The sequence below is a fragment of the Acinetobacter gyllenbergii CIP 110306 = MTCC 11365 genome (genome assembly GCF_000413855.1).
GTDB classification, from domain to species: domain Bacteria; phylum Pseudomonadota; class Gammaproteobacteria; order Pseudomonadales; family Moraxellaceae; genus Acinetobacter; species Acinetobacter gyllenbergii.
Genome location: NZ_ATGG01000003.1, coordinates 71,409 through 84,951, shown reverse-complemented (window position 1 = coordinate 84,951; position 13,543 = coordinate 71,409). Strand labels below are relative to the sequence as shown.

14 protein-coding genes are annotated in these 13,543 nt (G+C 40.5%); 4 read left to right on the top strand and 10 right to left on the bottom strand.

Going from position 1 to position 13,543, the window contains the following annotated elements; translation table 11 throughout:
• Nucleotides 1–79 precede the first annotated feature (79 nt).
• Nucleotides 80–880, top strand: a complete 801-nt coding sequence (locus tag F957_RS19445) for a peptidoglycan DD-metalloendopeptidase family protein (protein WP_016542170.1) — start codon at nucleotides 80–82, stop codon at nucleotides 878–880.
• Between the two features lie 70 nt (nucleotides 881–950).
• Here the strand turns inward: F957_RS19445 and F957_RS19450 are convergent, their stop codons facing one another.
• Complete coding sequence (locus F957_RS19450) at nucleotides 951–1,373, bottom strand: OsmC family protein (protein ID WP_016542169.1); 423 nt, start codon at nucleotides 1,371–1,373, stop codon at nucleotides 951–953.
• 148 nt (nucleotides 1,374–1,521) lie between these two features.
• On the opposite strand from F957_RS19450, the gene crp reads away from it, so the two are divergent.
• Together crp and F957_RS19460 are read left to right on the top strand one after the other, a co-directional pair.
• Nucleotides 1,522–2,229: a cAMP-activated global transcriptional regulator CRP gene (gene crp, locus F957_RS19455; RefSeq protein WP_016542168.1), complete on the top strand. Its 708-nt coding sequence runs from the start codon at nucleotides 1,522–1,524 to the stop codon at nucleotides 2,227–2,229.
• 197 nt (nucleotides 2,230–2,426) lie between these two features.
• Complete coding sequence (locus tag F957_RS19460; RefSeq protein WP_016542167.1) at nucleotides 2,427–3,206, top strand: M48 family metallopeptidase; 780 nt, start codon at nucleotides 2,427–2,429, stop codon at nucleotides 3,204–3,206.
• Between the two features lie 59 nt (nucleotides 3,207–3,265).
• On the opposite strand, the gene F957_RS19465 is transcribed toward F957_RS19460, so the two are convergent.
• From F957_RS19465 to F957_RS19485, 5 genes are all read right to left on the bottom strand, one after another.
• The gene (locus tag F957_RS19465; protein ID WP_016542166.1) at nucleotides 3,266–4,144 is read right to left on the bottom strand and encodes a class I SAM-dependent methyltransferase; all 879 of its coding nucleotides are present in this window, start codon (nucleotides 4,142–4,144) and stop codon (nucleotides 3,266–3,268) included.
• Nucleotides 4,145–4,238: 94 nt separating this feature from the next.
• Nucleotides 4,239–5,759: a flavin-containing monooxygenase gene (locus tag F957_RS19470; RefSeq protein ID WP_016542165.1), complete on the bottom strand. Its 1,521-nt coding sequence runs from the start codon at nucleotides 5,757–5,759 to the stop codon at nucleotides 4,239–4,241.
• A gap of 93 nt (nucleotides 5,760–5,852) precedes the next feature.
• A complete protein-coding gene (locus F957_RS19475) occupies nucleotides 5,853–6,677 on the bottom strand; it encodes an SDR family NAD(P)-dependent oxidoreductase (RefSeq protein WP_016542164.1) in 825 nt (274 codons plus the stop codon).
• Between the two features lie 38 nt (nucleotides 6,678–6,715).
• Nucleotides 6,716–7,690 carry a metal-dependent hydrolase gene (locus tag F957_RS19480; RefSeq protein WP_016542163.1) on the bottom strand — a complete coding sequence of 325 codons (975 nt, stop codon included), beginning with the start codon at nucleotides 7,688–7,690 and terminating at the stop codon, nucleotides 6,716–6,718.
• Between the two features lie 205 nt (nucleotides 7,691–7,895).
• Entirely contained in the window at nucleotides 7,896–8,855 is a 960-nt protein-coding gene (locus tag F957_RS19485) for a metal-dependent hydrolase (RefSeq protein ID WP_016542162.1), read from the bottom strand.
• A 490-nt stretch (nucleotides 8,856–9,345) separates the two neighbouring features.
• Between F957_RS19485 and F957_RS19490 the strand changes: the two genes are divergently transcribed.
• Nucleotides 9,346–9,963 carry a TetR/AcrR family transcriptional regulator gene (locus tag F957_RS19490; protein ID WP_016542161.1) on the top strand — a complete coding sequence of 206 codons (618 nt, stop codon included), beginning with the start codon at nucleotides 9,346–9,348 and terminating at the stop codon, nucleotides 9,961–9,963.
• A gap of 28 nt (nucleotides 9,964–9,991) precedes the next feature.
• Here F957_RS19490 and F957_RS19495 read toward each other — a convergent pair whose 3' ends face one another.
• From F957_RS19495 to F957_RS19510, 4 genes are all read right to left on the bottom strand, one after another.
• Nucleotides 9,992–10,924, bottom strand: coding sequence for a TauD/TfdA dioxygenase family protein (locus F957_RS19495; protein WP_016542160.1), 933 nt, complete (start codon nucleotides 10,922–10,924; stop codon nucleotides 9,992–9,994).
• Between the two features lie 172 nt (nucleotides 10,925–11,096).
• Nucleotides 11,097–11,921, bottom strand: a complete 825-nt coding sequence (locus F957_RS19500) for an ABC transporter ATP-binding protein (RefSeq protein ID WP_016542159.1) — start codon at nucleotides 11,919–11,921, stop codon at nucleotides 11,097–11,099.
• Between the two features lie 70 nt (nucleotides 11,922–11,991).
• Nucleotides 11,992–12,207 (bottom strand): TOBE domain-containing protein, encoded by a 216-nt coding sequence (locus F957_RS19505; protein ID WP_004654121.1) that lies wholly within the window; start codon nucleotides 12,205–12,207, stop codon nucleotides 11,992–11,994.
• A 197-nt stretch (nucleotides 12,208–12,404) separates the two neighbouring features.
• Entirely contained in the window at nucleotides 12,405–13,532 is a 1,128-nt protein-coding gene (locus tag F957_RS19510; protein ID WP_016542158.1) for a sigma-54 interaction domain-containing protein, read from the bottom strand.
• Nucleotides 13,533–13,543: the final 11 nt, after the last annotated feature.

The following is a 13,543-nucleotide window of genomic DNA, read 5'->3' as shown; positions in this document are numbered from 1 at the left end:
TGTTTTGCACAAAATCCTTATTGTGATTTTAAGGTGAACGTTTTAGCTTAAGGCTTTGCTTCAATTAGAAATGCTCATCATGTCTTTAAAAACAATTTTGCTCAGCGTTGCGTCCCTCCTTCCTCTTCATACTGCTTTTGCACAACTCCCCCAAGACTCAAGACGAGCTGGCGGTATTGCCGTGATTCCCCTTTCGACTGAAACCACCCAAGTCTTGTATGAACAAAAGCCTGTTTTGATTACACAGCAAGGCAAGCAACGCTATGCCGTGTTTGGTATTCCACTTTCGGCCCCATTAGGTACATTGAGCTTAGCCACCAATCATAAGCCGATTCAAGTCGAAGTGACACCCTATCGCTATGCTGAGCAACGTTTAACCGTTAAAAATCAGGATTATGTCAACCCGAACCAAGAGCAACTCGACCGTTATGCACGAGAAGCGAAAGAGCAAAATGATATTTATAGTTCCTTTACATCTAGTACATGGACAGAATTTCCCAATTTTATCCGCCCAACCGCAGGCAAATTCAGTAATTCATTTGGCAGAAAACGTTTCTTTAATGGCGAAGAACGAGCACCACATTCTGGTTTAGATATCCCAGCACCTGTGGGACAGAATGTTATCGCACCTGCTGGCGGTGTCGTGGTCCAAACAGGCAACTATTTCTTCAATGGCAATACTGTACTGATTGATCATGGTCAAGGTCTGATCAGCATGTTCTGTCATTTGAGTAAAATTAATGTGGTCAAGGGACAACAGATTCGTCAGGGTGAAACACTGGGATTGGTTGGTAAAACTGGTCGTGTCACTGGGCCGCACTTGCACTGGGGAATGAGTTTGAATAATGCGCGGGTAGACCCACAATTATTTCTAAAATAAAAAGAAAACTTAAAAAAAAGTGACCTGTAAAAACAGGTCACTTTTTAGTAAAACTTAATAATTTTAACTTTTAAGCAGCTTCAACAATTTCAAAATCATGGGTAATTTCAACACCACCATCGGCAAGCATTTTACTTGCTGAACAATATTTCTCAGCAGAAAGCTCAACTGCTTTCTCAACTTGCTTGGTTTTTACCGCTTTACCCGTGACAATGAAGTGCAAATGGATTTTAGTGAATACCGCAGGAATTGAATCCGCTCTTTCTGCTTTCAGCTGACATACAACATTCGTCACATCTTGGCGGGATTTCTTTAAAATGGTCACAATATCAAACGAAGCACACCCACCAAGTCCCATTAAAATCAATTCCATAGGACGTGGACCACGGTTTTCACCACCATATTCGGCAGAACCATCCATCACCACAGTATGGCCACTTTCTGATTTTGCCTCAAAAGCAACATTCTCTAACCAATGTACACTTGTTTGCATTGCAACTACCCGAAAAACGTTATAAATTTACTCTGTTCTTGTACACTAACATAAAATGAGTTGATAAGGAATTTCATCTCTTCTGTGTAGAAAAGGCTCTTACAAGAGTCTGTGCGATCGGTTTTATCCAAATTCGGAAATTTTAAGCATGACTTCAAATTTTTCACAACTTAGCACTGATGCTTTGTCTCCAGGTCAACTACCTGAATCAGTTAAAGCTTTGCTAAAACGTGCTCATATTAACAGATACCCTAAACGCACCACGATTGTTGACGCTGGAACGGAATCAAAATCACTGTATTTAATATTAAAAGGTTCAGTGTCAATTATCTTACGTGAAGATGACGAACGAGAAATCGTTGTCGCTTACCTCAATCCTGGCGATTTCTTTGGTGAAATGGGTCTTTTTGAAAAGAACCCTCAACGTACCGCAGAAGTACGTACGCGAGATGTCTGTGAAATTGCAGAAATTTCGTATGACAATTTTCATGAGTTAAGCAAGCAATACCCAGATTTAAGTTACGCTGTGTTTGCTCAATTGGTCCGTCGCCTAAAAAATACAACACGTAAAGTGACTGATCTAGCCTTCATTGATGTGTCTGGTCGTATTGCACGTTGTCTAATTGACTTATCTGCTCAGCCAGAAGCAATGATTTTACCGAATGGCCGTCAGATTCGTATTACTCGCCAAGAAATTGGTCGTATCGTCGGTTGTTCTCGTGAAATGGTTGGTCGTGTCCTCAAGACACTTGAAGATCAAGGTATGATTCAGACTGACGGTAAAGCAATCTTGATTTTTGATGCATCTTTAGAAGAAAACACTTTCACTGAAGACGAGTACGATGACGAGGATTAATTTGATCTGAGATCGGATTGACTCGAACAAAGCCAGTGCTCAGCACTGGCTTTGATTTTTTACATGGAATACACGTTGCTGATTACATAATTACAATGATTATAGAGGCATTCAGAATATTAACTGCTGTCAACATTTTCTATAATCCACCCTGATCACGACTATATTCATAAGATACTGATTTGGAGAGAATAAGTATGAAGAAATTAGCTTTGAGCCTGTGTGCTGTGACCGTAATGACAATTTCTGGCTGCGCATCTTTCGCAGACATGGCTGGCGCAGACAGCGCAACTTTAAATGCTCAATCAGCACAAAGCTTCTCAAAAATGACACAAGAAGCGCGTGCCAAAAATCAGCTGGATAGCAGCTCAAGTACTTATCAACGTATTAATACCGTATTCAACCGCTTAAAACCTTATGCGGATCAAATGAACCAGACTGGTCAACGCTTTCAATGGCAACTTGCAGTACTCAAATCAGATACCGTTAACGCCTATGTAGCCCCTGGTGGTAAGGTTGTTTTCTATACGGGTATCGTGAACAAGCTCAATTTAACCAATGATGAAATTGCTGCTGTTATGGGACATGAAATGACCCATGCACTTGAAGAGCATGCAAAAAGTAAAATCGGTGCTCAGGCTTTAACTAATCTTGCAATTGGTATTGGTAAATCATACGCAGGCAACAGCATCGGCGATCTAGGCAGTGCTGCAATTGATTTAGGTAGCCAAGTGGGTATCGGCTTACCGTACTCACGTAACTTGGAAAGTCGTGCGGATTACGGCGGTTTAATGCTCATGGCAAAAGCTGGCTATAACCCAAATGCGGCAATCAGCCTGTGGGAAAAAATGAATCGTTTAGATGGCGCTGGTGCTGGTGGCTCGTTCCTGTCGACTCACCCATCGAATACTCAACGTATTAGCGACATGCGTAAAAACTTGCCAGCAGCTTTAGCAGTTTATAACCAACGCCGTTAATTCATACTGCCCTTAAATGCTCAAGTGTATTTAAGGGCTTTTTCTTTTTGCACCTCGAATCAATGCTTCTGCAAACGCAGATGCAACATATGTGTTGCAATGGTATGACGGAGATGATCGGGTCGAGCTTGAAAATAACGCTCACTCAAACCATCTCCTGATAAATCCTCAGTGACTTGATAACCCATTTGCTCCACCGCTTGGTGCAATACCTTGGGTCTGAATTGCCCTTTTAATGGCTCTTTTAAAAAACGGGTAAATTGCGACACAAACAAACTTCCTAAGCGCTCTACACCCTCTAGTTCTCGATAATCAATCGAATAGTCCAATGCCACTTCACTTCCTTGCGCAGCAATCTGTGCAATGCTTGCCAAAGTCTTTAACGTCGTTTCAGGCTCAAGATAATGCGTGGTTCCCAACCATGAGAAAAAAGCAGCTTGATCCTGCTTAAACGTACTGCGCGCCAGAGCATCTGCAATCGACTCTTTTTCAAAATCAATCGCGACAAACTCAACATTAGCAGGAAGCTCACCAAATTGACGTAGTTTCCTTTGTTTTGCTGCTTGGGTATCTGGATGGTCCACTTCAAAGATTTTTAACTGTGGATACTGCTGAGCATGTCGTAGCGTAAATGAATCTAAGCCTGCCCCTACCAGTACATACTGTTGAATCCCCTTCGCGATTGCTTGCTCAAGTAAATCTTCTGCATATCTTGAACGCCCTACTACTTGCCCTGTTAATAAGCCCAAAGTGCGATTAAACACAGAGGAGTTCATGACTTTTACAGTCAACGCACTGGTTAACAGTTTCTTCCAGCCCTTACTGGTTAACTCAAATGCAAAAGGATCTACAAAAACTGGATTTTCTGCATTTTGAAAATGATTGGCGCGCAATGCTGCCGCTGCCTCAGCTGTTCGGCTCGATTGTCCTTGTTTCATTTTTATTCCCCATTTTTATTCCTATCTTGCAAAAAATAAGCAGCAAATTCTATCCTAAGATAAAATTTGCTGCTTTGAATGATTCAACTCAAAATCAGTTGGTTTTTTCAGTCTGATAAGTCACTTGGTAATCATTCAAATCCATACGTTTCAAACGTTGTTTTAACTTTTTCAATGACCAAGGCCAAGCAGCAAAGTTACGACCATTGGCATCTAAATAATAACTCTTACAGCCACCTGCATTAAACACGGTAGTTTTTAGATGTTTTTGCACCAGCTCATTATGATGCTTGATGACTTCTGGTTTAATGTTCAACTTGGCAATGCCTTTGTCTCTGATTTTGAGTAGACCATCCACAATATAATCGAGCTGTGCTTCTGCCAAACCAATAAAAGAATCATATACCAATACGTTTGGTCCTAAGACCAAGAATGCATTCGGTACATTTTCAATGCTGGTCCCCAAATAAGCTTCAGGTGAACTGCTCTTCCAAAGATCATTGAGAATCTGACCTTTTTCATTGGTTACACGCTTACCAATAGGCGGATGAGAGACTTCAAAACCAGTTCCCCAAATAATCACATCGACTTCATGACGTTCACCATTCGCCGATACTACAGTATTGCCTTCTACTTTCACCAATCCATGTGGAATCAACTGTGTATTCGGCTGTTGTAAGGCTGGATAATAGTTGTTAGCGAATAAAAGACGTTTACAGCCAATGGTAAAGTTTGGAGTAACGTTTTTACGTAATTCAGGATCTTCGATTTGGAAGCGTAAAATCAGTTTGGCTAATTCACCCACAGGTTTTAACACTGCTGGATTACGTAAACCAAAGTTAATCGCATTTAAAGACTGAGCAACTGTTTTGCGCCATGTTTTTTGGATTAGTGGGAATTTTTCAATCAGGGCTTTGCTCACATCACCTAAGTCGGTATCAGGTTTCGGAACCACCCAAGGTGCAGTACGTTGATAGACATAAAGCTCTTTGGCTAGAGGTTGGATTTGTGGCACAAATTGAATTGCTGATGCACCTGTCCCAATCACCGCAATCCGCTTACCGGTCAAATCATAATCATGATTCCATTTCGCAGAATGGAACATTTCCCCTTTAAAGGTCTCTAAACCATCAAGTTTAGGAATTTGAGCTTCAGTAATTGGCCCTGTGGCAAAAATGGTGGTCCGTGCCAAAAATTGCCCTTTATTGGTGTCCATCACCCATAAATTACGTTCATTGTCCCATGCCGCATTGAGCAGCTCTGTACCAAACTCAATTTTTGAACTCACCCCAAAATCTTGGCTCACTTCTTCTAAGTAATTCAGGATCTCAGGTTGACGAGCAAATAAATGGCTCCATTTTGCACTTGGCGCAAAAGAATATGAATAAAGCGCTGATGGCACATCACAACCACACCCTGGGTAGGTATTTTCACGCCAAGTCCCCCCCACACGTGTTGCTTTTTCAATAATCTTGTAGTTGCTATAACCCACTTGATCAAGACGAATTGCAGTCGCAATCCCTGAAATACCCGCACCCACAATAAAGGTGTCATAGATATGTTGTGGGAGTGCTTTTCCTTCAGCTGAATTTAATTTTTTTGCTTGAGCTGTCATTTAAAATATCCTTTCACTTATTCACCAAGATCTGCAATTCAATTCTGGAATTGTGGTTGATCTCAGTTATTAAAATCGTTCCCTATTCAGGAGTTACTTCATTAATCGATACGATGTGCCTAAGAACTTGGCATATAAGTTCGGAGCAGTACGTTTTAAGAACCAAAACAACTTGGCATCAATTTGTGGAATGGTATAAAGCTCACCTTTATCCAAACGATCTAGCGTTAATTTGGCGACCTTGTCACTGGTGGTAAATGCCAAATGGGTGAGCGCATAATCCAACAGCCCTTTATGTGGAACCTTGCCGTTTTTAATAATGTTGGTCGGCACTAAGGTTGGGCAAAGCACATTGACCTTAATATTCGATTTTTTCAATTCAGCTGACAGTGTTTCCGATAAGGCTCGGACACCCGCTTTAGAAACGTTATAGACGGTCATTTCTGGTGCTGCCGTATACGATGCAGCTGATGCAACATTAATAATTGCGCCATGACCAAGCTGTTTAAACTTCGGTACAAAAGCACGACAACCGTAGATTACGCCCCATAAATTAATATTCATGCACCAATGCCAATCCTCAGAAGACATTTCATCAAACTTGCCGCCAAGACCAATCCCTGCATTATTAATCACCAATGTGACTGGGCTCTGCATCAATTGCTGAGCCTGCTCAGCCAACTGATTGACTTGCTCTTCCTTAGCGACATCACATTGCACAGCAAAGGCTTTTGCACCAAGCGCTTCAACCAAGCTGACCGTTTCTTTTGCTGCGTCAAGGTTAATGTCCGAACACACAACTGTGCCGCCACGTTTTGCCAATTCAAGCGCAAAACTACGACCAATACCACTTCCTGCACCAGTCACCACAGCGAATGCTTTTTGGCTTGGCTTGTTTTTTTTCCCAAATAATTTCATCTTTATTTTCCAGCAATCTTGTATTTATAAACACCCAGTTATGCAGTCGCTGCACGTACAGGTGGCACAAATTCTTTAAGGAAATACGGACTTAATAAACCGGTTTCAGGGTTTAATAAACGCTCTTTGTAATAGACCATATATGCAGTGGTATCATGATCATTGGGATGGAAGCTTGGACGCAGATATTCAAGAATATGCATAAAACTGCTGCCAAATACCCCACGCTCGCTACCGAACAGTAAAGCTGTGCTTTCTACAATATCTTTCATATAGCGTGGATTGACCAAGTTGCTTGGTTTACGCACAAACGGCATCAGATAACCACCCAATGACACCCCACCAAGAATCGTTAAGCTCGCCAACAAAAAGCCTGTAATTCTGAGCCAGTAATTGCCTGAAAGTTCAAGGAAGACATCATAGGCAATGTCTTTATGTTCAGATTCTTCCAGCATATGCCACATCCACATGGCGCGCTGACGCTCATCTTGTGAACCCAACAAGTAGTCTTCGTGTTGCATCATAAATTCAGCCAACACTGCTGTGTAATGCTCAATCCCTGCCATCAATGAAAGCTGTAACGATTGCGGCAGCTTGTAAATACCATAATCAAAGACCTTACCCGCAATGGCGCGCAACAATTCAACGGGATAACCATTTTCCTTCAGCACTTCATCATTAAATTGATTGTGGATTTTTGAATGAATCGCCTCTTGCCCAATCAGTGAGGTCAATCTTTGTTTCAAAATCGGATCTGCAATAAAGTCACGATGATGACGTGCTGTTTCAATCACCACATCTTCACCAAAGGTTAGGAAGATGGATAAAGCATGAAAATATGAGGTTGCGAGTTCTTTATTTAAAAAAAACTTTTCATCCAATTCTGCTGGATTAAACTTGAAATCAAAATGGCGAATTGGAATCGGTGACTTGCTCGCAAGGTTCTGAACGAGCCCTTGATATTTGGTACTGAGTTTTTCTGAAAAAACATGACGAAGAACGTGAGCGACCATAGCTTGATCCCCTAAAACGGCATTACAACTTAAAAGGCTTAGCCAATGTGTATAGCTCTACCTACAGCCACTGGATAAGATTGCTTCGCTTGCATAGTGCATGACTGCAATATAGGCAACAAGAACTAAACTGCTCATCACACGCTGAGCTTTTTTGCCAATTCAGCGCGCAATGACATGCATACTGTACATACTTAATTCAGCATTAAGCCGCTTGTACCTTTGGCGTAAATTCCTTCACGAAGAATGGATATAAAGCCCCACCCTCTGATAAAAGTTTCTTTTCGTAATACTCGAAATACGCAGATGCATCATGATCATTTGGATGGAAATCGGTACGCAAATAATCAAAAATACGTCCTTGGGTACTTCCAAACACACCATCCTTCGGACTAAAAATTAGCTTGACGCCACGACGTGCATCTTTCCAAAATTTCGAAGTCAGCATTTCTTGTGGCTTACGTAAAATCGGGACCATGGTTGCCGAGAAAGGAATCAGACCAAGAATAGTGAAATAAGCCAAAAAGAAACCTGAAATACGTAAGGCATAATTACCATTCAATGTTTGATAAACATCATAGGCCACATCTTTATGCTCTGACTCTTCAAGCATATGCCACATCCATAATGCACGAGTTTTGGCGTCATCAGAGAAATAGAAATTCTGCTCATGCGCCATCATGTACTCTGCCAATACAGCAGTAAAATGCTCAATCCCAGCCATCAATGACAACTTCAAAGGTTGCGGGAATTTCAAGAAAATATGATCAAAAAATTGTTCACCCAAAAAACGATAGAGTCTTACTGGATAATCTAATTCAACAATTGCATCGTTAAACTCATTATGTAATTTTGAATGAATCGCTTCCTGACCAATCAATGAAGTCACACGTTGTTTTAAAATCGGATCTTTCAGTTGATCACGATGATGACGAGCAGTTTCAATCACTAAATCTTCGCCATAGGTTAAGAATACTGAAAGTGTCGCAAAGAAAATCGTGGCAAACTGATTATTCATATAGAAAGATAAGTCAACTTGTTTGCCTTCAAATCCAATAGCCAAATGACGAATAGGAATGGTTTTTTTACTCGCAAAATCAATTTGCTCAGTTATTGGGTTAGATTTAAATAGACTTAAACCTTTCTTTAATGTGCTGCTAATCATGGCTACACCTACCTACTTCACTTGAGCGTCTTTTGCCCTTTTACATGCGTTGCACTTGGTTCATCTCTTTTTCGTAATATCAATCGCATCTGATCTACGAAAAAACATTCGGGAGATTTTTATGAACCAGTTCCTCTTCTAGACCCACTGTAAACCGATCTTATGTTCGGATTCAATTCGGGTAATTTATTCAAATGTTTTGAACTTTCAGAGATCAATCTAAGGTCAATTTTCTTATTTTTAAATTTGTACAAATATCGCCTTTTAATAAAATTTAAATATACAAATCAAATATATAAATAAATTAATTTCTAAATGAACGCTTTATTTTCATATAAAAGATTGGCCTTATAGATAAAATCATGACCGCTAAAAAATTTAAATGACCAACTAAGTAATTTTATTTGTTCGGATTAATTTACAGCTACTTTCATCACTTTCAGGGGCATGTTAATCTGACGTTATGTTCGGATTTTAATAATAAAGCATTATGACTACTCGCAAACCACGTCAATCACGTTCTAAAGTGACTGTAGATACGATTATTGAAGCAGGCTTTATTGCCGTTGCCACCAACGGTACTAGCGGCACCACCACACGGCATATTGCAGATATTGCAGGAGTGAGTGTTGGCTCTTTATATGAGTATTTTAAAAATAAAGAAGAAATTTATGACGCAATGGCCCGAACCTTCGTCAAAGAAGTTTTGGACATGGTGAAAGAGCTGACCCCCATCATTATCGAACAAGAGTTAGAACCACTATTTGAGATGATCTTCTATACCTTCCGTGATTTACTGACTCGCGATGATGACCGATATCTGATTTGCCTGCGTTATGCAACTGAACTCAAATACGAGAAATATATAGGTCAAATTGAAATGGCACTGATGGAAGTTTTGATGAAATATATGATTCGCCATCCTCGTTACCTAAAGGTCAATAATCTCAGCGTGACTGCTTATATCAGTATTAATAGTAGTATTTTCAATGTGGCTCGTCATTTAATCTTACCGAATCCGCAAATCAGCTTTGATGAAATGGTGAAAGGGTTAAGTACCATGATTATTAGTTATATCGAAGCAGAATTGGCAAAAGCAGAAAATTAAAAGCCAGCTTTCGCTGGCTGCTAAAATCTTAAAAAGGTCTTGCACCTGCTAGACTGACACGTTTCAGTAAGCGACGCTGTTCGGCAGGAAAAGCGGTACGTGAGTGTAGGGTTAACTGATTATCCCAATACACGATATCGCCAATTTCCCATTGATGCTCATAACGATACTGCGGTTGCACAATATGAGCTCTTAAACGCTCAATCAATGCCGCACCTTTCTGATCATCATAACCAACCACTTCAACCTCGGTCTGTGCATCTAAATAAATACCACGTCGGCCACTTTCTGAATGCGTCCGCACCAACGGATGTGGGAAAGCGGACCCTAAGGTCGGTTGATCCGCGAAGCGGTATTTGGGAATTGGGCTCTTGTCTTTGAGACGCAAGAAAGGGTTATAGGTGATGAGCTGTAAACCTTCAATTTCATCTTTGGTTGCTTGGTCAAGGTCTTCATAGGCCTGTACTGTATTGTACCAACTGGTTGCTCCACCATCTTTAGGAATTTCAATCGCATAAAGTAAAGAACCGCTGGAAGGTTGTGGCGTCCAGTGATGGTCGCTATGCGGGGTGAGTTCACCATGGCCAGTATAATCTCCTTCACCCACGGCATTGGATACTGGCACGATATCTGGTGGTACATGCGTATCATGATTAGTTGCCAATACGGGAACATCTGTAGGTGGACGGAAGATACCACCAAAATAGCTGGCAAAAGCAAGTAGATCATTATCTTCAAGGTCTTGTGACTTAAACACTAAAATTAAATGCTCATGTAAAGCCTTCTTAAGCTTCAAAATCACTTCCGAGCTTTGTGGCTGACTGGCATCTAGCCCTGTTACGATTGCGCCTAAAGCCCCATTGATTGGTGTGATTTGTACAGTGTCCAAACTATGTTTTTTATATTCATGCCAACGTGGTGCGCTTTCGATCGCAGCTGAGAGTTGTGTGAGTACGGTCATTGTCGTTCCTATTCATCATTCATTATTTTAAAAGCGCTATGCTTTATTCAATCTTCCCCAATCACTCTATGCAGTGATTAACTTAAATATATGCAAACTAATCATTTTAAGAAGCAATATTTTTATATTAATTTATTCATTTTTATGATTATAAAAATCAGTTTACTTGGGTTTACCAAGCAAACTGAAATTGATTAAATTCTTTCGCAGGTGGAATAACTAAATGATCATCATCCACATGACTAAAATCAGTCAAAATATCATTTCGAATTGCAGACAATCGCACATCCTCGCGTAGCCGTGGATGTGCCAGATGAACGGGAACAATCCGCTTGATTCGGCCTGGATTCGGTTGCATCACCACCACACGATCACCAAGAAATACCGCCTCCTCAACATCATGTGTCACGATAATCATGGTAATTTTTTCAGCCTGCCAAATCCGTTGTAATTCCTTTTGCAAGTTTGCTCGGGTTAGCGCATCTAAGGCGCCAAATGGCTCATCCAGCAATAAAATTTTAGGCCGATTAATCAAGCTTCGGGCAATAGCAACACGTTGGCTCATCCCTCCTGAAAGCTGTGCGGGATAAGCCTGTTTGAACTTGCTTAACCCAACTAGTTCAATATGCTCATCAATCAGTTGATCCTGCTCCTTTCGTGTGAGTTGACTGTTTAAGAGTGCAACCCGAATATTATCCTGTACATTCAACCAAGGAAATAAACGGTGATCTTGGAACACAATTCCTCGTTCCAAACTGGTACCACTAATCGGCTGACCATCAACCAGAATTTTTCCTTCAAATTGATCATCTAAGCCAACAAGCAAACGGAGCAAGGTTGATTTTCCACAACCACTACTGCCAACGATACTGACGAACTCTCCTGCTTGAATATCTAAAGAAACATCATCCAAAACCTTGAGTTCATGGTCTTGATATTGACCATAGGATTTATTGAGATGATTAATTTTTACAGATCCGACATTGAGTGATGCCATTTTAAGCCCCCTAAAATCTAGGAATTAAAATATAATAAAAATCAGATTTATTATATTTATCCATCATTTCCTACAATTTTGCCAAAGCAACTTCTGTCGACTTAATTAATACAATCACTTCACTACCCAGTTCTAAGTTTAGATTTTTAACAGAACGTGTGGTAATCACTGAAGTAAATACTCCAGCTGGTGTTTCCACATCTACCTCAGAAACAACACTTCCTTCAATGATTTCTTTTACTACACCACGAAACTGATTACGCACATTAATTTGAGGAATACTCATTTTTCACCACTTAATAACGATTTCAATAAATTGTGTTTGTTATATTAGGCAAAGCATCGATATTTAGAACTATTATTTTTTAATATTTTTTGATTAAAAAGTTATATTTATTTTACATCATTGATTATTATTTTTTCCGCAAAGCAATTTTTAAGCAATAAAAAGGTGAACACCTGCCACCTGATTATCTATTCTGATTAACCTAATAATTCCTCTAACATGATATTCACCACTTTATCGTTTCCCACCAATCCATATTTGACCAGTCTTGCACGCACAATATTACGGCTAATCCCCAATAACTTTGCCGTTTGCACCTGATTACGGTGACAATATTCATAGGCAATACGAATACTCGCCTCTTCAATCAGACGATCCAGATTTTCATTTTTCAATGCATGTGAGGATTCAAAAAGATTCAACAACGCATGCTGCAACATTTGCTTAGGCAGCAAATCTGTCCGTGGAATAGTTTGGGTACTTTTTTCCAAGTCGGAAATTTGTCTTAAATTCAAACTACTGGATAAGGACGCAAAGCAAAAATCGGTGGGCTGAATCTGATGGTTCTTGCAAACCAGTAAAGCATGATGAATCGCATTTTCCAATTCACGAATATTGCCCGGATAGTTATAACTCAACAATTTCTGTACCGCGCTTGGACTTAGGCTCGCAACTGGGTAACCCAAACGTTTGCAATACTGTGCAATAAAGAAGTTTGCTAGGGGTAGAATATCACCCGGACGTTCTGCCAAGGGTGATACTTTCAGCAATGCCACGTTCAAACGATAGAACAAATCTTCTCTAAATTTTCCGGCCTGTACCGCTTCATCCAGATGCACATTGGTAGCGGCAATCACACGAACGTTGAGCTTAATCGGCTTAAGTGACCCTACCCGAACAATCTCGCGTTCTTGCAATACCCTTAATAATTTGACCTGCATCGCAGGAGACAAATCACCCACCTCATCCAAGAACAAGGTACCGTGATTAGCTGCTTCAAACCACCCCGCCTTGCTATTGATTGCCCCAGTAAATGCGCCTTTTTCGTGTCCAAATAACTCACTTTCAGCCAGTGATTCGGTAAATGCACCACAATTTACTGCCACAAAAGGACCACGACTGCGCTGGCTCATCATATGCACTTGCCTTGCAACCAATTCCTTACCCGTTCCTGTATTTCCAATGATCAGGACACTGGCCTCGCTCGGTGCAATCTGTTCAATACGATCCAGCAAATCTCTTGATTTTTGATCTTCAAAAACCATGGCTGTCGCACGCTCAGTCCGCGTTAAAGTCTGATTTTGTGGATAAGTAATGAATGACATGCATTTACTTC